A 19,003-nucleotide genomic window follows, 5' to 3' on the forward strand; every position below is an offset into this window, starting at 1 on the left:
TATCAGGCGCTTGCTTTCAGCCAGTTCAACACCACGTCGTGGTGGTTGCTGGTTTTGAAGTCGTCAAACACATGCTCAACTTTACCGTCAGCGTCAATCAGGAAGCTGATGCGGTGAATGCCGTCGTAGGTTTTACCCATAAAGGTCTTTTCACCCCAGACGCCGAACTGCTCGCATACCTGGTGGTCTTCGTCGGAGAGCAGCGTGAAGTTCAGCAGCTCCTTTTCCGCAAATCGTGACAGCTTTTCTGGTTTATCCGTGCTGATTCCCAGCACTTCCACGCCGACTTTCTTCAACTCGTCCATGTTGTCGCGTAAGCCGCAGGCCTGAACGGTGCAGCCGGGGGTCATGGCTTTCGGGTAGAAATAGACCAGAACACGCTGTCCCTGGAAGTCGGTCAAATTTACTTGCTCGCCGTCTTGATCCGGTAAGCTAAATTTCGGTGCGATGTCACCGGCTTTCAGTGGATTCATTACTCAACTCCATCCTGTTCGTGCTGCGAATAATTGACGACGCTTATACTGCCCTGCGCGTTTAATTCTGTACAGAGGGCTTTGAACGCTTGCTCGATATTTGACGCATCCTGCGAGGCAGGGCTGTGTGCGGTAATTTGAATAAAGAGCGTGGGAACGGTGCTTTCGTCGCCCGGCTGCGTGCGGGAGACGAGTTCGGCAATGTTCATCTGATGGCTGTCGAACAGCGCGGTAAAGCGCTCAATCAGATGCGGAGAATCAGGAACTTCAACCTGCACCCAGACGGTCGCGGGCATGGCCGGACGCGGGCGCGCGGTGGTGCGCTTCATGACGATCAGCAAATCCAGCTCCGCGCCTTTCAGCGGCAGGGTGGATTCGATAAGGGTAATGGCATTCCATGTTCCGGACAGCAGCATGATAAACGTGAACTCTTCGCCGAGCATCGCCAGGCGGCTGTCTTCGATATTACAGCCGCAGCTGCTCACGTGACGGGTGATGGTGTTCACGATACCCGGCCTGTCGGCACCCAGCGCGGTGATAACCAGGTAATGTTGTGATGAGGTTGTCAAACCTGTTCTTCCTTTGCATGGTTAAGTCTTCCTAAGGAAAGCATAAAAAAAACATGCATACAACCGCCTGAGCGCCTCAGGTCGCTTGCTTTTATTACAGTTCCAAACGTAACATTGAGGCTCTTGTTCGCACAGAGGATGGCTCATGTTCACGGGAAGTATTGTCGCGCTTGTTACACCGATGGATGAAAAAGGTAATGTCTGCCGGTCAAGCATGAAGAAGCTCATTGATTACCATGTCGCCAACGGAACCTCGGCGATCGTTTCGGTAGGGACTACCGGTGAATCCGCAACGCTGAGCCACGAAGAGCACGGCGATGTGGTTATGCTGACCCTGGAACTGGCTGACGGACGTATTCCGGTCATTGCGGGGACAGGCGCTAATGCGACCGCAGAAGCGATCAGCCTGACCAAACGTTTTAACGACAGCGGCATCGTGGGCTGTCTGACCGTAACCCCTTACTACAACCGTCCTACTCAGGAAGGTTTGTTCCAGCACTTTAAAGCCATCGCTGAACATACTGACTTGCCACAAATTCTGTATAATGTGCCGTCCCGTACCGGCTGCGATATGCTGCCGGAAACCGTTGGTCGTCTCTCGGAAGTAAAAAATATTATCGGTATTAAAGAGGCGACAGGGAACTTAAGCCGCGTTCATCAGATCAAAGAGCTGGTTTCAGACGACTTTATCCTGTTGAGTGGTGATGATGCGACCTCGCTGGACTTTATGCAGCTTGGTGGTCATGGCGTGATCTCCGTAACGGCAAACGTTGCGGCGCGCGATATGGCTGAAATGTGCAAACTGGCCGCCGCCGGTCACTATGATGAAGCGCGTGTCATTAATCAGCGTCTGATGCCGTTGCACAATAAATTATTTGTCGAACCCAATCCGATCCCAGTGAAATGGGCGTGTAAGGAGTTGGGGCTTGTAGCATCCGATACGCTGCGTTTGCCAATGACACCGATTACCGACCACGGTCGCGACATCGTCAGGGCAGCGCTGAAGCATGCCGGTTTGCTGTAAAGTTTAGGGAGATTTGATGGCTTATTCAGTACAGAAGTCGCGCCTGGCGAAGGTTGCGAGTGTTTCGCTTGTTATGCTGCTCGCTGCCTGTAGTTCAGACTCGCGCTACAAGCGCCAGGTGAGCGGTGATGAATCCTATCTGGATGCGACCCCGCTTGCTGAACTTCATGCACCGGCTGGTATGATCCTGCCGATTCAAAACGGCGATTATAATATTCCCGTGACCAACGGTAGCGGCCTGGTCGGTAAAGCGCTTGATATTCGTCCGCCAGCACAGCCTCTGGCGCTGGTAAGCGGGGCGCGTACCCAGTTCACCGGTGATACGGCGTCTCTGCTGGTTGAAAGCGCGCGCGGAAGTAATCTGTGGCCACAGGTCGTCAGCGTTATTCAGGCGAAGAATTACACCATTGATAAACGCGATGACGCCAGCCAGACGTTAACCACCGACTGGATCGAGTGGAACCGTCTTGATGAAGATCAGCAGTACCGTGGACGCTATCAGGTCTCCGTAAAACCACAGGGTTACCAGCAGGCGGTTAACGTTAAGCTGTTGAACCTGGAGCAGGCGGGTAAACCGGTTGCGGATGCCGCCTCTATGCAGCGTTACAGCACTGAAATGCTAAACGTGATTGCGGCAGGTCTGGATAAGACCGCTACCGATGCCGCCAACGCCGCGCAGAACCGTAACGGCGTCACTTACGACGTTCAGAGCGGCGCGGATGATACCGGCCTGCCAATGCTGGTGGTGCGTGCACCGTTTAACCAGACCTGGCAGCGTCTGCCAGCGACGCTGGAAAAAGTGGGCATGAAAGTGACCGATAGCACCCGTTCAACCGGCAGCATGACGGCGACCTATAAGCCGCTGTCCGACAGCGCGTGGCAGGAGCTGGGCGCCAAAGATCCTCAGCTTGCCTCCGGTGATTACAAGATTCAGGTAGGCGACCTTGATAACCGCAGCAGCCTGCAGTTTATCGATCCAAAAGGTCACACGCTGACCCAGGCGCAGAACGATGCGCTGGTCGCTGTCTTCCAGGCAGCATTCAGCAAATAAATACGAGGGCGGGTTAATCCCGCCCTTTTTATTTTCGTGCCACGCAAACGTGTGCGTGGCATAATATACCCAGTTTTGAACACAAATTATCACACCAGGAGTAATGAAGATGCAGAAGCAAGCTGAGTTGTATCGTGGCAAAGCGAAGACCGTATACAGCACGGAGAACCCGGATCTGTTGGTGCTCGAGTTCCGCAATGATACGTCAGCAGGGGATGGTGCACGCATTGAGCAGTTCGATCGTAAAGGCATGGTGAACAACAAGTTCAACCACTTCATTATGACCAAACTGGCCGAGGCGGGTATTCCGACCCAGATGGAAGCGTTGCTGTCCGATACGGAATGTCTGGTGAAAAAACTGGATATGGTTCCGGTTGAGTGCGTGATTCGTAACCGTGCGGCAGGCTCCCTGGTGAAGCGTCTGGGCATTGAAGAAGGTATCGAACTGAATCCACCGCTGTTCGACCTGTTCCTGAAAAACGATGCCATGCACGACCCGATGGTCAACGAATCCTACTGCGAAACCTTCGGCTGGGTGAGCAAAGAGAACCTGGCGCGCATGCAGGAACTGACCTACAAAGCCAACGACGTGCTGAAAAAGCTGTTTGATGACGCGGGCCTGATCCTCGTCGACTTCAAGCTGGAGTTTGGTCTGTTCAAAGGCGAAGTGGTGCTGGGCGACGAGTTTTCCCCGGACGGCAGCCGCCTGTGGGATAAAGAAACTCTGGATAAAATGGACAAAGACCGTTTCCGTCAGAGCCTGGGTGGCCTGATTGAAGCGTACGAGGCGGTAGCTCACCGTTTAGGCGTTAAGCTCGACTAAGTCCCTCTGTTGCCAAAGGATGTTCGCATCCTTTGGCGTCTTACCTTTGTTTCCTATGGTAATCTTGCCGTTAACCGCCTACGATCATAGCTATTATTAATGGAATAGTTCGAGGTGGTTATGCGCTGGCAAGGGCGTCGTGAAAGTGACAATGTAGAAGACAGACGCAGTGATGGTGGCGGCGGTCCTTCAATGGGCGGGCCCGGCTTCCGCTTACCCAGCGGCAAGGGCGGTATCATCCTGCTGATTGTGGTGCTGGTCGCGGGCTATTATGGCGTCGATCTCACCGGCCTGATGACCGGTCAACCGCTGCAACAGCAGCAACATTCTCAGCGCTCCATCAGCCCGAATGAAGATGAAGCGGCCAAATTTACCTCCGTTATTCTCGCCACAACTGAAGACACCTGGAGTCAGCAGTTCGAGAAGATGGGGCGCACCTACCAGCAGCCGAAGCTGGTGATGTACCGGGGCGCAACCCGCACCGGATGCGGCACCGGGCAATCGGTGATGGGGCCGTTCTACTGCCCGGCAGACGGCACCGTCTATATCGATCTCTCCTTTTACGATGATATGAAACGCAAGCTTGGCGCTGACGGCGATTTTGCTCAGGGCTACGTTATCGCGCATGAAGTCGGCCATCACGTGCAAAAGCTGCTGGGGATTGAGCCCAAAGTGCGCCAGCTTCAGCAGAATGCGTCTCAGGCCGAAGTGAACCGCCTTTCCGTCAAAATGGAGCTGCAGGCGGACTGCTTCGCGGGCGTCTGGGGCCACAGCATGCAGCAGCAGGGCGTGCTGGAATCCGGCGATCTTGAAGAGGCGTTAAACGCGGCTGAGGCCATCGGCGACGACCGTCTACAGCAGCAGAGCCAGGGGCATGTCGTGCCGGACAGTTTCACTCACGGTACGTCACAGCAGCGCTACAGCTGGTTCAAGCGCGGCTTTGACAGCGGCGATCCGGCCCAGTGTAATACCTTCGGCAAAGCCATGTGATGGTGTCGTTTGAACATCTGACGCGCGGGCTTGAGCGTACCGGGCACCGCCGTCTGGTGGTGCTTACTGGCGATGAACAGTGGACGTTGAGCCAGGCGGCTGGCCTGCGTGATGCCTTGCCGGGAGACTGGCCGTGGCTGGAGGACAATCCCTCAAAAGCTATTAGCGGACTGCTGGGCCGTGAATACCTGCACGCCGTTTTTGACGCGCGTGCCGGGTTTGATGTCTCAGCCTTTGCCGCGCTCAGCGGGACGCTGCGCGCCGGAAGCCTGCTGGTGCTGCTGGTGCCGCCTCTCGCTGACTGGGCCGACAGGCCCGACGGCGATTCCGTGCGCTGGAGCGACAGCGCGGAGCCGATCGCCACCCCGCGCTTCGTCCACCATTTTTGCCGAACGCTTGCCGCCGATGCGGATGCGATCGTCTGGCAACAGCATTGTCCTCTCTCTCTTCCCGCTGCGCCGGATTCACCCGCCTGGCAGCCCGCCAGCGGCGAGCCGCAGCGCGAGCAGGCGGAGATCCTCGACGCGCTTCTGGCCATGCCTGCGGGCGTCGCTGCCGTGACGGCACCGCGGGGACGCGGAAAGTCAGCCCTGGCAGGCATGCTGCTCTACGGCATCCACGGAAATGCAGTGGTGACGGCACCGTCAAAAGGGGCAACGGATGTCATTGCGCGCTTCGCCGGCGAGCGTTTTCATTTTATGGCCCCGGATGCGCTGCTGGCCTCCACGACGGAAGCCGACTGGCTGATTGTTGATGAAGCCGCCGCTATCCCCGGCCCGCTGCTGGACAAGCTGGTGGCGCGCTTTCCCCGCGTACTGCTCACCACCACCGTCCAGGGTTATGAAGGCACGGGCAGGGGGTTTCTGCTCAAGTTCTGCGCCCGGTTCAGCGGGCTGCGGCGCTATACGTTATCCACCCCCATTCGCTGGGCGTCCGGGTGTCCGCTTGAGCGGATAGTGGCGAATACGCTGCTGTTTGACGATGCGCTTATCGACCGCAAACCGGAAGGTGACGTGCGTATACGGTCGCTGGAGCCGCAGCTGTGGGAGAGCGACCCGGCACGCGTGGCAAGCGTGTATGAACTGCTGTGTGCCGCGCATTATCGCACCTCACCCCTCGATTTACGCCGGATGATGGATGCCCCCGGCCAGCACTTTGCGGTTGCACACGCGGGTGCGGATATCGCGGGTGCGCTCTGGCTGGTGGAAGAGGGGGGATTGCCCCCTGAGCTGAGCCGCGCGGTGTGGGCGGGCTTTCGTCGTCCACGCGGGAACCTTGTGGCGCAGTCGCTGGCGGCGCACGGCGGGTCGCCACTCGCGGCGACGCTGAAAGGCCGACGAATCAGCCGCATTGCGGTGCATCCCCACCGGCAACGGGAGGGCATCGGCCAGCGGCTTATTCGCAGCGCCAGCGGTGAAGATTATCTCTCGGTCAGTTTTGGCTATACCGACGAGCTGTGGCGTTTCTGGCGGCAGTGCGGTTTTGTGCTGGTGCGAATGGGCAGCCATCGGGAAGCCAGCAGCGGGTGCTACACGGCGATGGCCTTACTGCCGCTGAGCGAGGCCGGGCACCGCCTGTGCGCGCAGGAGCACCAGCGCCTGTGTCGCGATATGCGCGTTCTTTCGGCCTGGAATGGCGAAAAGATCCCGGTGACCGATGCCTGGGAAGCTACCCTTAATAGTGACGACTGGCTGGAGCTGGCGGGGTTTGCCTTTGCGCACCGGGCGTTTTCAACCTCGGTTGCCGCGCTGACGCGGCTGGTGCTAACCACAGACATGCCGCTCCCGGCGCTGCGCGGGAAAATCGAGGGAAAGACGGACGAGATGGGGCGAAAAGCGCTGCTGGCTAAGCTGCGGAGTGAAGCCGCACAGGCGCTCGAGAGCCTTGATTATTCCCGCTGCCAACAGTTGAAAGCAGACATTTTGCAATGGCAATTTTTTCAATGACTTCTTCAGTAAAGTGGCATGGTCATTACCCCGCAGAGGCGTAAAATCCTGCTCATCAATTAAGGAGACCGCCATGAAACACGACCATTTTGTTGTTCAAAGCCCGGACAAACCGGCTAAACAGTTACTGCTCCTGTTTCATGGCGTTGGCGATAATGCCGTCAATATGGGGCAGATTGGCAGCTGGTTTGCGCCCGTTTTTCCGCAAGCATTGATTGTCAGCATCGGCGGCGTGGAGCCGTGCGGCCCAGACGGACGGCAGTGGTTCCCGGTCCAGGGCGTGACGGAAGAAAACCGTCAGGCGCGCATTGATGCGATCATGCCCACGTTTATCGACATCGTGCGCTACTGGCAGCAGCAGAGCGGCGTAGGCGCTGACGCAACGGCGCTGATCGGCTTCTCTCAGGGGTCAATCATGTCGCTGGAAAGCGTAAAAGCGCAGCCGGGTCTGGCTTCACGCGTCATCGCGTTTAACGGGCGTTATGCGACGCTGCCGACAAGCGCGACCACGCAGACCACCATCCATCTCATTCACGGCGGTGAAGACCGGGTGATTGAGCTTTCGCATGCGGTAGCTGCCCAGGAAGCGCTGATGCGCGAAGGCGGGGATGTGACGCTGGATATTGTGGACGATCTGGGCCATGCGATTGACGACCGCAGCATGCAGTTTGCGCTCGACCATCTGCGCTATACCGTGCCGAAGCACTACTTTGATGAAGCGCTCAGCGGCGGCAAGCCGAATGATGATGATATTGTAGAGTTTATATAAACAATTACCCCCTCACCCTAACCCTCTCCCCAGAGGGGAGAGGGAACATGGCCCCCCTCGCCCCTCAGGGGAGAGGGGCCGGGGGTGAGGGGATTACTTCTTCTGGTCTTTCTTCGGCCAGTCGTCGTCATCGTCCCACTTGTCGTTAAAATCCCGGTGCGGCGGGAGATCCGGCTTATTCGCGAGAAACTTTTTGTGGTCAACGCGCTTAAGGTCTTTAATCACGTTCAGCAGTACGCCGACCAGAAACACCAGCACCAGAATCCACCAGTACTTTGCAAGCCAATCCATTCGCTATTCCTCTCTGAGCGTTCGTCAGGCGACGAGTTGCTCCATAATACGTTGATACATGCGGGCCAGCAGTTGTAAATCGGCTGCGTTCACACACTCGTTGATTTTGTGAATCGTCGCGTTAACCGGACCCAGTTCGACAACCTGTGCACCCATGCGGGCGATAAAGCGTCCGTCTGAGGTGCCGCCCGTCGTCAGCAGCTGCGGCTTAATTTCATTATAGTGCTCAATGGCGTTCACCACCGCATCCACCAGCTTGCCGCGCTGCGTCAGGAACGGCTGGCCGGAAAGCCACCAGTCCACGGTGTAGCGCAGGCTATATTTTTCCAGCAGAGCGACAACGCGCGCTTTGATCGTCTCGTCGGTCAGTTCGGTGCTGAAGCGGAAGTTGAACTGGACGAAAAGATCTCCCGGGATGACGTTGTTGCTGCCGGTTCCGGCCTTGACGTTCGCAATCTGCATGCTGGTCGGCGGGAAGAACTCGTTGCCTTTATCCCACTCGATGCCTACCAGTTCGTTCAGCATTGGTGCGGCGCGGTGGACCGGATTATCGGCCAGATGCGGGTAGGCCACGTGCCCCTGAACCCCATGTATGGTCAGGTTACAGGTCAGCGAGCCGCGGCGACCGTTTTTGACGACATCACCCACCACTTCGGTACTGGACGGCTCGCCGACCAGACAGTAGTCAAGACGCTCGTTGCGCGCCATCAGCGCCTCAACGACCTTCACGGTACCGTTATGGGCGCTGGCTTCTTCGTCAGAGGTGATCAAGAACGCGAGACGGTTTTTGTGGTTCGGATGCTGAGCCACAAAGCGCTCTGCCGCCACCACCATCGCCGCCAGCGAGCCTTTCATGTCTGCCGCGCCGCGGCCGAAGAGCATGCCGTCGCGGATGGTTGGCTCAAACGGCGGGTTAATCCAGCGATCGGCGTCACCGGCGGGAACAACGTCAGTGTGCCCGGCAAAGGCCAGCGTTTCGCCCTGGCCCCGCCACGCCCAGAAGTTCTGGGTGTCGCCAAAATCCATGCGCTCAACGGTAAAACCGATAGCGCGCAGGCGCTCAATCATTAATGCCTGACAACCTGCGTCGTCCGGGCTAAGGGAGGGACGGCGAATAAGCTGTTGAGTCAGCTCAATGACCGGGCATGACATACACTACACCTCAACGAAAAAGTCAGAATAAAGGGTTTCACTGAAACCCAGCAGCATAGGCTGACCTGGCTTGCAGAGCAATGGGCGTTTGATAATTGCCGGCATATCGAGCATCAGCTTTGCCGCGCTGTCGGCGTCAACGATGCTGGCGCGCACGGATTCGTCCAGCTTGCGCCAGGTGGTGCCGCGGGTGTTCAGCAGCGCTTCCCAGCCCAGTTCGTTAATGGCGGTATGCAGAAAATCTGCATCAAGCCCGTCGGCACGGTAATCGTGGAAGCGGTACTCGACGTTATTGGTTTCCAGCCAGCGGCGCGCTTTTTTGATGGTGTCGCAATTTTTAATGCCGTACATCACAACCATGTTGAATCCTTTTGCTCTTATGGCTATTAAACGTTCAGTAAATTCGAAGATATATCTTTAAGCGGAATATAACACATTCAGGAATCGTCTGGATTCACGCTTCTTCTTAATTCAACTCACACTTGTACGCTGAATATACTTTCACCATTTAAGCATAGATGTCCACCGGGTTTAAATTCCGAATAAACTCAGCGCGTAAAATAAAACTCAGCCGTTCGCAGGGTTATTTCAAAATATTGCTGGCCGTCACACAAAATTTAAGCCCCTCCGTTCATATTTATCATAAATCCCCAACGGTGGCGGGATACAATCACAGCGATTGGTTAAACAGTCTTCACAATGATGATACGTTTTCGTAGAATGCGCATAATAATAAGAGAGGTTGTTATGATTGAACGTGAACTGGGGAACTGGAAAGATTTTATCGAAGGCATGCTTCGTAAATGACATTCAGTAAGAATTGCAAGAGCACTAAAATAAGTAAAATAACCATAGTGTGAATTAATCACACAATAAAAAGGCGGCCGAGTAAGCCGCCTTTTTTATGGCTGCGGGTTATTCCTGCCGCTCCCGGAGCGGGAAGCGACGACGCACCAGCACAAAGAACAGCGGCACAAAATAAATCGCCAGGATGGTGGCCGAAATCATCCCACCCATGACGCCGGTACCCACCGCATGCTGGCTGCTTGAGCCTGCACCCGTGCTGGTTGCCATCGGCAGTACGCCAAAAATAAACGCCAGCGAGGTCATCAGGATCGGACGTAAGCGCTGGCGGCAGGCGTGCAGCGTGGCGGCCATCAGCTCGTGGCCTTTGGCATTCATCTCATTGGCAAACTCAACGATCAGAATGGCGTTTTTCGCCGACAGGCCGATCACCGTAAGTAGCCCCACCTGGAAGTAAACGTCGTTCTCCAGGCCGCGCATCCAGGTCGCCAGCAGCGCACCGATAACCCCAAGCGGCACCACCAGCATGACCGAGAATGGAACCGACCAGCTCTCATACAGCGCGGCAAGGCAGAGGAAGACCACCAGCAAAGAAAGCGCATAGAGGGCTGGGGCCTGCGTGCCGGAGAGGCGCTCCTGGTAAGACATGGCCGTCCATTCCAGACCAAACCCGGCGGGCAGCTGCTGCACCAGTTTTTCCATGGTGTCCATGGCGGTACCGGTGCTGACGCCCGGCGCGGCTTCCCCGACGATTTCAACTGCCGAATAGCCGTTATAGCGCTCCAGGCGCGGCGAACCGCTCTCCCAGCGCGACGTGGCAAAGGCGGAGAAGGGGACCATCCCGCCAGAATTATTGCGTACAAACCAGCGGTTAATATCGTCCGGCAACATGCGGAACGGCGCGGCTGCCTGGACATACACTTTTTTCACGCGGCCGCGATCCATAAAGTCATTGACGTAGCTTGAGCCCCATGCGGTTTGCAGGGTGTCGTTGATATCGTCGATCGGGACGCCCAGCGCCTGCGCCTTACGCTGGTCGATATCCACCTGAAGCTGCGGGCTGTCGTCAAGACCGTTGTGACGAACGCGGGTCAGGCCGGGATCTTTCCCTGCAAGTTCCAGCAGCTTGTCGCGCGCGGCCATCAGCGCCGAGTGGCCCGCGCCGGCGTGATCCTGCAGCTCCATATCAAACCCGGCGGAACTGCCCAGGCCGCTGATCGCGGGCGGGCTGCTGGCAAAGACGCGCGCCTCTTTAATGCGTGCAAACGCTTTGGTTGCCCGTTCGATGATGGCGAACGAGGTTCCCGTTCTGGCGTCGCGTTCGTCCCAGTCTTTCAGGCGGACAAACATGCGGGCGACGTTCTGCCCGTTCCCGCCCGGGCCGGAGCCGACGGTAGAGAAGACCGAGACAACGTTATCTTTCTCTTTGGTGAAGAAGTACTGCTCAACGTTCTTAACCACCTTCAGCGTCTGCTGCTGCGTGGAGCCGCTCGGGAGCTGCACCGAGGTGATGAACATCCCCCGGTCCTCCTGCGGCAGGAACGAGGTGGGAAGATGCAGGAACAGCCATACCATGCCGCCCAGCAGTACAACGTAAATCATCATCCAGCGCAGGCTGCGGTGCAGCACTTTACCGACGGCAGATTCATACCGCTCGGCATTACGGTTGAACATACGGTTAAACCAGCCGAAGAACCCTTTCTGGCCGTGATGTTCCCCTTTGTGCAGCGGCTTAAGAAGGGTGGCACAGAGCGCGGGGGTGAGGATCAGCGCCACCAGCACGGAGAGCACCATTGCCGAGACGATGGTGATTGAGAACTGACGGTAAATCGCCCCGGTTGTACCGCCAAAGAAGGCCATCGGGATAAAGACCGCCGACAGCACCATCGCGATACCGACTAACGCCCCCTGAATTTGTCCCATCGATTTGCGCGTCGCCTGACGCGGGGAAAGCCCCTCTTCGCTCATGATGCGCTCAACGTTTTCGACCACCACGATGGCATCGTCCACAAGCAGGCCAATCGCCAGCACCATGGCAAACATCGTCAGGGTGTTGATGCTGTAGCCGAACGCGTAAAGCACCGCAAAGGTGCCCAGCAGCACCACCGGGACGGCAATGGTGGGGATCAGCGTGGCGCGGAAGTTTTGCAGGAACAGGTACATGACCAGGAACACCAGGGCGATCGCTTCCAGCAGGGTTTTGACCACGTCCTCAATCGAGGCTTTAACGAAGGAGGTGGTTTCATAGGCGACTTTGTACTCCAGCCCGTGCGGGAAATACTGCGATAGCTCGTCCAGACGGTCTAATACCAGCTTCGCCGTCGCCATTTCGTTTGCGCCGGAGGCCAGCTTGATCCCCAGGCCGGAGGCCGGGTTGCCGTTAAAGCGGCTCAGGTAATCGTATTTCTCCGCACCCATTTCCACCGTAGCGACGTCGCCCAGACGCACTTCCGAGCCGTCCTGATTCACGCGCAGGGTGATGTTGCGGAACTGGTCCGGGGTCTGAAGCAGAGATTGCGAATTAATGGTGGCGTTCAGGGCCTGTTTATCGACGGAAGGCGTGCCTCCCAGTTGCCCCACGGCAATTTGGGCGTTCTGGGCTTTGATGGCGTCCGTTACGTCGGTTGCCGTCATCTGATAGCTGTTCAGCTTGTTGGGATCCAGCCAGATACGCATTGAGTACTGTGAGCCGTAGGCGTCGATATCCCCCACGCCGTTAATACGGCTGAGCGGGTCCTGAATATTACTGGCGACGTAGTCCGCAATGTCCTGTTTATCCATTGAGCCATCGGTGGAGACAAACGCGATGGTCAGAATGTTGGTATCACCGGTTTTACGCACGGTGACGCCCTGGTTCTGCACGGCCTGGGGCAGCTTACGCATGGCCGACTGCAGCTGGTTTTGTACCTGCTGCACCGCTTCGTCCGGGTCGGTGCCCGCCTCAAAGCTCAGGGTAACCGTGGCCTGTCCCGTGGCGCTGCTTTGGGAGGACATGTACATCAGATTATCCAGACCCGTCATGTTCTGCTCGATAACCTGCGTCACGGTATTTTCCAGCGTTTGTGCGGAGGCGCCGGGGTAGTTTGCTGTGATACGCACGTTAGGCGGTGCCAGATCGGGGTATTGCTCAACGGGAAGAGAAGTAATCGCCAGGACACCTGTCAGACACAACAGGATGGCAAGCACCCAGGCAAAAATGGGGCGATCGATGAAAAAATTCGCCATGAAAGTGTGACCTCGTTTTGCTGCACGTCATTATTGTTTATTGCCCGCATCACTTTAGCGGTAAGGCCCAGGCCAAACGTGGAGAAATAAAGGAGATAATGTAAATTATCATGCGCTTTTCCCAGCGCTTCCCCCTTTACCGTTATTTACCTGTTAACGGCGCGGGGGCGGGGAACGTCACGCTGACCTGCGTGCCGCCGTTTTGCGGCTGCGAGAAGTGCAGCACTCCGCCGAGCCGCTGCGCGCGTTCTCGCATAATGTTCAGCCCGTAGTGTCCCGGCGGCTCGCTGGCCTCGCCAATCCCGATGCCGTTGTCGCGAATGCTGACGCTGTGCGTGCCGTCCACGGCGGTCACGCAGCTGACGGCGATCTCGCTGGCCTGCGCGTGCTTAATCGCATTCAGGACGGCCTCCCGCACGATCTGCAGCAAATGCACCTGCTTCTGCGCGTCAAGCGCCAGGGAGGAGAGGCGGCAGTCGAGGTGCAGCTTCGCCTGCGTCTGGCTCTGCAGGGCATCGAGAGACTCCTGCAGCGCCGCGGGTAAATTCGCATGGTTTAGCGTCAGGCGGAAGGTGGTCAGCAGCTCGCGCAGCTGCTGCCAGGCGTTGTTCAGCTCGCGGGAAAAGTCGGTGATGATGGTCTGCGCGGGGGCATTTTCCGCCGGCACGGCGTGCTTAAGCAGCGTGAGCTGGATCCGCAGATAGGAAAGCACCTGCGCCAGCGAATCGTGCAGCTCGCGGGCGATGGTGGCGCGCTCCTCCATCAGCAGCAGCTGCTGGTAATGCTTCTGCGCCTGGTTAAAGTACAGCCCGCGTCCGAGCATGGTCGCCACGCTTCTCATCAGCGGAAGCGGAACGCTGCCCGTCTCGCTTTGCCAGCGCAGCTCGCCGTAGAGGGTGTCCTGCATCAGCACCGGCAGGGTTTGCAGGGAAATGCCGCTCACCTCCGTTCCTTCAAACAGCCGCCAGTCGTCGCTGGTGCGTAGCTCCAGGTAATTCATCTGCGTGTATTCATGCACAATCTGCAAGATATGCCGGAAGCACAGGCTGTCTATCTGCCCGGTATTGAGCGCCTGGGAGCATTTGAACAGCATGTCGAGCTGCTGGTGGGCTTCGTGTAAATGCCGCGTCTTTTCCGCGACGGAGGCTTCGAGCGACCGATAGAGCGTATGTAGCTCGCCCGACATATGGTTGAAGGCGCGGGAGAGCTGGCCCAGCTCGTTGGGGAGCGCGGTGTCCGGCGCCGGGGTGGTAAATTCACCTCGCTCAATCCGTTCGCTGGCGGCCACCAGGTTGTTCAGCGGCAACACCACCTGGCGGCGAATGCGCCGCAGGGTAAACAGCGTCAGGAGCAGGATACCGAGCGCGCCAGCCAGAGAGAGGAGGGTCACCGTCTGGATTTTATTTTCGGTGTAGTGCTGGAGGGCGAGCACAAAGGCATCAATGCGGCCGACAAAATCCTCAATGTGAGCGTCATACCATGCGCTGTCGCCGCGGGCGATGTGCTTGTCCATGTCCAGCCAGGCCACATGCAGCTGCTGATAGCGCGCCTTGACGTTGTCCGGGACGTACCAGCGGTTCAGCTTCTCCAAAGAAGGCGCGCTTAGCGTTCGCTGCCAGTTCTCGCGATGTGCCATCAGAGAGGGGCTGTTGCGCTGCATCTCGTAGCCGAGGCGGTAGCTCTGCATGCGCAGCGAACCCGCAATGTTGATAGCTTCGGCGTCACGCTGGCTGCTCCCAAGCGTCAGCAGGGCGACGGTGCTGGTCAGCACGGACAGGGCAATAATCGAAAAGAAAGCCCAGGCAAGGCTTCCGGAAACGGGGCGTTTAACGGTCACGGAACGGATCTCTGCATAAAATGGCTCAGCCACAGGTCACGGGCAGTTGTACATTGCCTGATAACGCGGTAGCGAGCAAATAGCTTATTCATACTAAAGATAAGGTTATCGGGTTAAGGCCTGTGGGCATTAACCTGAAATCTGGCGAGAAGAGACGCGCTGCCTGAGCCGACGGACGACAAAGCAGGCTTCACGGGGTAGTATAAACGGACTCATTTAGCCGTGGAGCCCGTATGTCCCTGAACATTACCGTTATCAAAGACAAAATCCTTTCTGAAAATTACTTTGTTCTGCGTAACATCACTTACGATTTAACCCGTAAGAACGGTGACGTGATTCGCCACAAACGCGAAGTCTACGACCGGGGCAATGGCGCAACCATTCTGCTGTATAACCGTGAAAAGCAGAGCGTGGTGCTGATTCGCCAGTTTCGGGTCGCGACCTGGGTCAACGGCAACGCGGACGGGCGTCTGATTGAAACCTGCGCCGGCCTGCTTGATGACGATGAGCCGGAAGTCTGCATCCGCAAGGAGGCCGTTGAGGAGACCGGTTTTGAAGTGGGCGAGGTGCAAAAAGTCTTTGAGCTTTTCATGTCCCCAGGCGGGGTGACCGAGCTGGTTCATTTCTTCATTGCGGAATACACCGATGCCCAGCGCACGCATCGCGGCGGCGGCGTGGAGGATGAGGACATTGAAGTGCTGGAAATGCCTTTCACCCAGGCCGTTGAGATGGTGAAAAGCGGCGAGATCCGCGACGGTAAAGCGGTGATCCTGTTGCAGTATTTGCAAACCAGCGGCTTAATGAACCTCAAAACGATGCCGTGATAACCTGCATTTCAGATAAATCTATCCGATAAATCCGATTGAGCCCGCCCGCCCTGGGCACGAAGATACGCCCCAGATTGACCTTTTCGTTTCCGGGGCTGTGCCATTCATGCGCTACTGCGTTTTGCTTCTCTTCTTTTTCTGCGTGCTACCCGCGCCTCTGGTGTGGGCTGCGCCTGCGCAGCAGTCTTTTTCAGACTGGCAGGTTACCTGCAATAACCAAAATTTTTGTGTTGCCCGGAATACCGGCGAGCATCGCGGTCTGGTCATGACGCTGAGCCGTAGCGCAGGGGCGAAAACGGACGCCAGCCTGCGCATCGATCTCGGCGGGCTTTCGGCCCCGCCGGTTAAAGAGCCTGATATTGCCCCGCGCCTGCTGCTCGATAACGTTCCGTTAAAGCTCAATTCGCAGCACTGGCAGTTAACCCCCTGGCATCTCAAAACTGACGATACGGGTACCATCACCACGTTTCTGAAAACCATTCAGGAAGGGCAGGCGCTGACCCTGCGCGGGGGGAAGCAGACGATCTCGCTGGTCGGCCTGAAGGCGGCGCTGCTGTTCATCGACGCCCAGCAGAAGCGCGTTGGCAGCGAAACGGCGTGGATTAAAAAAGGGGATAGCCCGCCGCTGAGCGTGCCTCCTGCACCAGCATTAAAAAAGGTGGCCGTGGTAAACCCGACGCCGACGCCGCTGACGCATAGCGAGCTGAACGATCTGCTGGACTATGGGACCTGGCGGATGAACAACAGCCAGTGCTCGCTGGATCCTAACCGCCGTGAAGTACGCGTCACTGCATTAACCGATGACAAAGCGCTGTTGATCGTCAGCTGTGAAGCGGGGGCCTATAACACGGTCGATCTGGCGTGGCAGGTATCACGTAAAAAACCGTTCGCCGCCCGCAGCGTCAGGTTACGTTTGCCGTTTACCCCCTCCAGCCAGAGCAGCGACATGGAGCTGATGAACGCCCGCTTCGATGAAAAAACGCGCGAGCTGACGACGCTGGCGCTGGGACGCGGGATTGGAGACTGTGGGATCCAGACGCGCTGGCGTTTTGACGGCCAGCGCTTCCGCCTGGTGCGCTATGCGGAAGAGCCAAGCTGCGATAGCTGGAATGGGCCAGACGCCTGGCCCACGCTGTGGATCACGCGGTAGTTTTACCGGGTGGCGGCTTACAACACCTCGAACCGTAGGCCCGGTAAGGCGAAGCCGCCACCGGGCACGAAGACCGCACTACAGCACGCTCAGCGCCTTCTCCACCACGTTCTCAACGGTAAAGCCGAAGTACGGGAACAGCTTGTCGGCAGGGGCCGATTCACCGTAACCCCGCATGCCAACAATCGCCCCTTTCAGCCCTACGTACTTATACCAGTAGTCGGCAATGCCCGCTTCCACCGCCACGCGCGCCGCAACGCTGGAAGGCAGCACCGATTCCCGATACGCCTCATCCTGAGCGTCAAAAATATCCGTTGAAGGCAGGGATACCACGCGCACCGCGTGGCCTTCGGCGGTCAGTTTCTCCGCCGCTTTTACCGTAATTTCCACCTCAGAGCCGGTGGCAATCAGGATCACGTCCGGCTTGCCGCCGCTGTCTTTCAGGATGTACCCGCCGCGAGCGATGTTTTTTACCTGTTCCGGCGTGCGCTCAATCTGCGTCAGGTTCTGGCGCGACAGGATCAGCGCCGTGGGTCCGCTGTGGCGCTCAACCGCCAGCTTCCAGCCCACCGCCGCTTCCACCTGGTCGCACGGACGCCAGGTGCTGAAGTTTGGCGTTAAGCGCAGGCTCGCCAGCTGCTCCACCGCCTGGTGCGTTGGCCCGTCCTCACCCAGCCCGATGGAGTCGTGGGTGTAAACCATGATCTGCCGGGCCTTCATCAGCGCCGCCATACGCGCCGCGTTTCGGGCGTACTCGACGAACATCAGGAAGGTGGCGGTATAGGGCACGAAGCCGCCGTGATGGGCGATGCCGTTGGCAATCGCGGTCATTCCGAACTCGCGCACGCCGTAGTGAATGTAGTTCCCGGCAATGTCTTCCTTCAGGGATTTAGAGCCGGACCAGATGGTCAGGTTGCTTGGCGCCAGATCCGCCGAGCCGCCGAGCAGCTCAGGCAGGATCGGGCCGATGGCGTTGAGGGTATTTTGCGACGCCTTACGGGTAGCGATTTTCGCCGGGTTGGACTGCAGATTTTCAATCAGCGCCTGGGTTTTATCGTCCCAGTCCTCCGGCAGGCCGCCGCTCATGCGGCGGGAAAACTCGGCGGCCAGCTCCGGGTGCGCTTTTTTGTAGGCGACAAATTTTTCGTTCCACGCCTGCTGCGCTTTTTCACCCGCTTCGCGCGCATCCCAAGCTCTGTAGATCTCTTTCGGGATCTCAAACGGCGGGTATTTCCAGCCCAGCTTCTGGCGGGTTAACGCCACTTCCTCTTCGCCCAGCGCCGCGCCGTGCGCCTCTTCTTTGCCCGCTTTGTTCGGCGAGCCGAAGCCAATGGTGGTGCGGCAGATAATCAGGGACGGTTTGTCCTTCACGCTCTGCGCTTCCTGAATCGCTTTTTTCACCGCCTCAGGATCGTGGCCGTCGATCTCGTGCACCACGTGCCAGTGGTAGGCCTCAAAGCGTTTTGCCGTGTCGTCGGTAAACCAGCCCTCGGTTTCCCCATCGATGGAGATGCCGTTGTGGTCGTAGAAGCCAATCAGCTTGCCGAGCCCCAGCGTCCCCGCCAGCGAGCAAACCTCGTGGGAGATCCCCTCCATCAGGCAGCCGTCACCCATAAAGACATACGTATAGTGGTCGATAATCTCGTGGTCCGGCTGGTTAAACTGTGCGGCCAGCGTGCGCTCGGCAATCGCCAGCCCGACCGCATTCGCCAGCCCCTGGCCCAGCGGCCCGGTAGTGGTTTCCACGCCCGGGGTATAGCCGATTTCCGGGTGGCCCGGCGTTTTGGAGTGCAGCTGGCGGAAGTTTTTTAGCTCCTCAAGCGGCAGATCGTAGCCGGAAAGGTGCAGCAGGCTGTAGAGCAGCATCGAGGCGTGGCCGTTAGAGAGAATAAAACGGTCGCGGTCGTACCAGGTCGGGTCAGTGGGGTTGTGCTTCAGGAAGTCGTTCCACAGCACTTCGGCAATATCGGCCATCCCCATTGGGGCGCCAGGGTGGCCGGAATTGGCTTTTTGTACGGCATCCATGCTGAGGGCGCGAATGGCGTTGGCGAGCTCTTTACGGGACATAGTTC

The 19,003-nt window shown here is 57.8% G+C and carries 17 protein-coding genes; 9 read left to right on the forward strand and 8 right to left on the reverse strand.

The window, feature by feature from the left end; all coding sequences use genetic code 11:
- Positions 1–2: 2 nt before the first annotated feature.
- A complete protein-coding gene (gene bcp / locus UTO39_RS14195) occupies positions 3–473 on the reverse strand; it encodes a thioredoxin-dependent thiol peroxidase (RefSeq protein WP_032659360.1) in 471 nt (156 codons plus the stop codon).
- The gene (locus UTO39_RS14200; protein WP_028014022.1) at positions 473–1,042 is read right to left on the reverse strand and encodes a glycine cleavage system transcriptional repressor; all 570 of its coding nucleotides are present in this window, start codon (positions 1,040–1,042) and stop codon (positions 473–475) included. Before UTO39_RS14200 ends, bcp begins: the two co-directional genes overlap by 1 nt.
- A gap of 145 nt (positions 1,043–1,187) precedes the next feature.
- Here UTO39_RS14200 and dapA point away from each other — a divergent pair, with 145 nt between their 5' ends.
- The 6 genes from dapA to ypfH all read left to right on the forward strand — a co-directional run bounded on the left by dapA (position 1,188) and on the right by ypfH (position 7,645).
- Entirely contained in the window at positions 1,188–2,066 is an 879-nt protein-coding gene (gene dapA, locus UTO39_RS14205; RefSeq protein ID WP_061097432.1) for a 4-hydroxy-tetrahydrodipicolinate synthase, read from the forward strand.
- 16 nt (positions 2,067–2,082) lie between these two features.
- Positions 2,083–3,117 (forward strand): outer membrane protein assembly factor BamC, encoded by a 1,035-nt coding sequence (gene bamC, locus UTO39_RS14210; protein WP_028014020.1) that lies wholly within the window; start codon positions 2,083–2,085, stop codon positions 3,115–3,117.
- Between the two features lie 109 nt (positions 3,118–3,226).
- Positions 3,227–3,940, forward strand: coding sequence for a phosphoribosylaminoimidazolesuccinocarboxamide synthase (gene purC, locus UTO39_RS14215; RefSeq protein WP_023332985.1), 714 nt, complete (start codon positions 3,227–3,229; stop codon positions 3,938–3,940).
- A 120-nt stretch (positions 3,941–4,060) separates the two neighbouring features.
- Positions 4,061–4,930 (forward strand): neutral zinc metallopeptidase, encoded by an 870-nt coding sequence (locus UTO39_RS14220; protein ID WP_041908778.1) that lies wholly within the window; start codon positions 4,061–4,063, stop codon positions 4,928–4,930.
- Positions 4,930–6,876, forward strand: a complete 1,947-nt coding sequence (locus tag UTO39_RS14225; protein WP_320727467.1) for a GNAT family N-acetyltransferase — start codon at positions 4,930–4,932, stop codon at positions 6,874–6,876. The genes UTO39_RS14220 and UTO39_RS14225 overlap by 1 nt, the downstream gene beginning before the upstream one ends.
- 73 nt (positions 6,877–6,949) lie before the next feature.
- The gene (gene ypfH / locus UTO39_RS14230) at positions 6,950–7,645 is read left to right on the forward strand and encodes an esterase (RefSeq protein ID WP_320727430.1); all 696 of its coding nucleotides are present in this window, start codon (positions 6,950–6,952) and stop codon (positions 7,643–7,645) included.
- A 93-nt stretch (positions 7,646–7,738) separates the two neighbouring features.
- Here the strand turns inward: ypfH and UTO39_RS14235 are convergent, their stop codons facing one another.
- Genes UTO39_RS14235 through UTO39_RS14245 form a run of 3 tightly spaced genes read right to left on the reverse strand, consistent with a single transcriptional unit; the run spans position 7,739 to position 9,448 of the window.
- Complete coding sequence (locus tag UTO39_RS14235) at positions 7,739–7,936, reverse strand: YpfN family protein (RefSeq protein WP_013098222.1); 198 nt, start codon at positions 7,934–7,936, stop codon at positions 7,739–7,741.
- A 24-nt stretch (positions 7,937–7,960) separates the two neighbouring features.
- Positions 7,961–9,088 carry a succinyl-diaminopimelate desuccinylase gene (gene dapE, locus UTO39_RS14240; protein ID WP_061097436.1) on the reverse strand — a complete coding sequence of 376 codons (1,128 nt, stop codon included), beginning with the start codon at positions 9,086–9,088 and terminating at the stop codon, positions 7,961–7,963.
- A gap of 3 nt (positions 9,089–9,091) precedes the next feature.
- Positions 9,092–9,448, reverse strand: a complete 357-nt coding sequence (locus UTO39_RS14245; RefSeq protein ID WP_320727431.1) for an ArsC family reductase — start codon at positions 9,446–9,448, stop codon at positions 9,092–9,094.
- Positions 9,449–9,835: 387 nt separating this feature from the next.
- On the opposite strand from UTO39_RS14245, the gene ypfM reads away from it, so the two are divergent.
- Complete coding sequence (gene ypfM / locus UTO39_RS14250; RefSeq protein ID WP_015572204.1) at positions 9,836–9,895, forward strand: protein YpfM; 60 nt, start codon at positions 9,836–9,838, stop codon at positions 9,893–9,895.
- 108 nt (positions 9,896–10,003) lie between these two features.
- On the opposite strand, the gene acrD is transcribed toward ypfM, so the two are convergent.
- Together acrD and narQ are read right to left on the reverse strand one after the other, a co-directional pair.
- A complete protein-coding gene (acrD, locus tag UTO39_RS14255; RefSeq protein ID WP_320727432.1) occupies positions 10,004–13,117 on the reverse strand; it encodes a multidrug efflux RND transporter permease AcrD in 3,114 nt (1,037 codons plus the stop codon).
- Between the two features lie 142 nt (positions 13,118–13,259).
- The gene (narQ, locus tag UTO39_RS14260; protein WP_320727433.1) at positions 13,260–14,954 is read right to left on the reverse strand and encodes a nitrate/nitrite two-component system sensor histidine kinase NarQ; all 1,695 of its coding nucleotides are present in this window, start codon (positions 14,952–14,954) and stop codon (positions 13,260–13,262) included.
- Between the two features lie 233 nt (positions 14,955–15,187).
- Here narQ and nudK point away from each other — a divergent pair, with 233 nt between their 5' ends.
- Together nudK and UTO39_RS14270 are read left to right on the forward strand one after the other, a co-directional pair.
- On the forward strand, positions 15,188–15,778 hold the full coding sequence (gene nudK, locus UTO39_RS14265) for a GDP-mannose pyrophosphatase NudK (protein ID WP_320727434.1): 591 nt from the start codon (positions 15,188–15,190) through the stop codon (positions 15,776–15,778).
- Between the two features lie 109 nt (positions 15,779–15,887).
- Positions 15,888–16,931, forward strand: coding sequence for a DUF1176 domain-containing protein (locus tag UTO39_RS14270; RefSeq protein ID WP_061097439.1), 1,044 nt, complete (start codon positions 15,888–15,890; stop codon positions 16,929–16,931).
- A gap of 78 nt (positions 16,932–17,009) precedes the next feature.
- On the opposite strand, the gene tkt is transcribed toward UTO39_RS14270, so the two are convergent.
- Positions 17,010–18,998 carry a transketolase gene (gene tkt / locus UTO39_RS14275; protein WP_320727435.1) on the reverse strand — a complete coding sequence of 663 codons (1,989 nt, stop codon included), beginning with the start codon at positions 18,996–18,998 and terminating at the stop codon, positions 17,010–17,012.
- Positions 18,999–19,003: the final 5 nt, after the last annotated feature.

Source organism: Enterobacter sp. 118C5 (assembly GCF_034107645.1).
In the GTDB taxonomy this organism is placed as follows: Bacteria; Pseudomonadota; Gammaproteobacteria; order Enterobacterales; family Enterobacteriaceae; genus Enterobacter; species Enterobacter nematophilus.

Excerpts from the sequence above, each read along its gene's own strand:
- purC (WP_023332985.1), top strand. The coding sequence starts at position 3,227 with ATGCAGAAGCAAGCTGAGTTGTATCGTGGCAAAGCGAAGACCGTATAC.
- UTO39_RS14270 (WP_061097439.1), top strand. The coding sequence starts at position 15,888 with ATGCGCTACTGCGTTTTGCTTCTCTTCTTTTTCTGCGTGCTACCCGCG.
- UTO39_RS14235 (WP_013098222.1), bottom strand. The coding sequence starts at position 7,936 with ATGGATTGGCTTGCAAAGTACTGGTGGATTCTGGTGCTGGTGTTTCTG.
- UTO39_RS14245 (WP_320727431.1), bottom strand. The coding sequence starts at position 9,448 with ATGGTTGTGATGTACGGCATTAAAAATTGCGACACCATCAAAAAAGCG.
- tkt (WP_320727435.1), bottom strand. The coding sequence starts at position 18,998 with ATGTCCCGTAAAGAGCTCGCCAACGCCATTCGCGCCCTCAGCATGGAT.
- acrD (WP_320727432.1), bottom strand. The coding sequence starts at position 13,117 with ATGGCGAATTTTTTCATCGATCGCCCCATTTTTGCCTGGGTGCTTGCC.
- nudK (WP_320727434.1), top strand. The coding sequence starts at position 15,188 with ATGTCCCTGAACATTACCGTTATCAAAGACAAAATCCTTTCTGAAAAT.
- bcp (WP_032659360.1), bottom strand. The coding sequence starts at position 473 with ATGAATCCACTGAAAGCCGGTGACATCGCACCGAAATTTAGCTTACCG.
- ypfH (WP_320727430.1), top strand. The coding sequence starts at position 6,950 with ATGAAACACGACCATTTTGTTGTTCAAAGCCCGGACAAACCGGCTAAA.
- dapE (WP_061097436.1), bottom strand. The coding sequence starts at position 9,088 with ATGTCATGCCCGGTCATTGAGCTGACTCAACAGCTTATTCGCCGTCCC.
- dapA (WP_061097432.1), top strand. The coding sequence starts at position 1,188 with ATGTTCACGGGAAGTATTGTCGCGCTTGTTACACCGATGGATGAAAAA.
- UTO39_RS14220 (WP_041908778.1), top strand. The coding sequence starts at position 4,061 with ATGCGCTGGCAAGGGCGTCGTGAAAGTGACAATGTAGAAGACAGACGC.
- bamC (WP_028014020.1), top strand. The coding sequence starts at position 2,083 with ATGGCTTATTCAGTACAGAAGTCGCGCCTGGCGAAGGTTGCGAGTGTT.
- UTO39_RS14225 (WP_320727467.1), top strand. The coding sequence starts at position 4,930 with ATGGTGTCGTTTGAACATCTGACGCGCGGGCTTGAGCGTACCGGGCAC.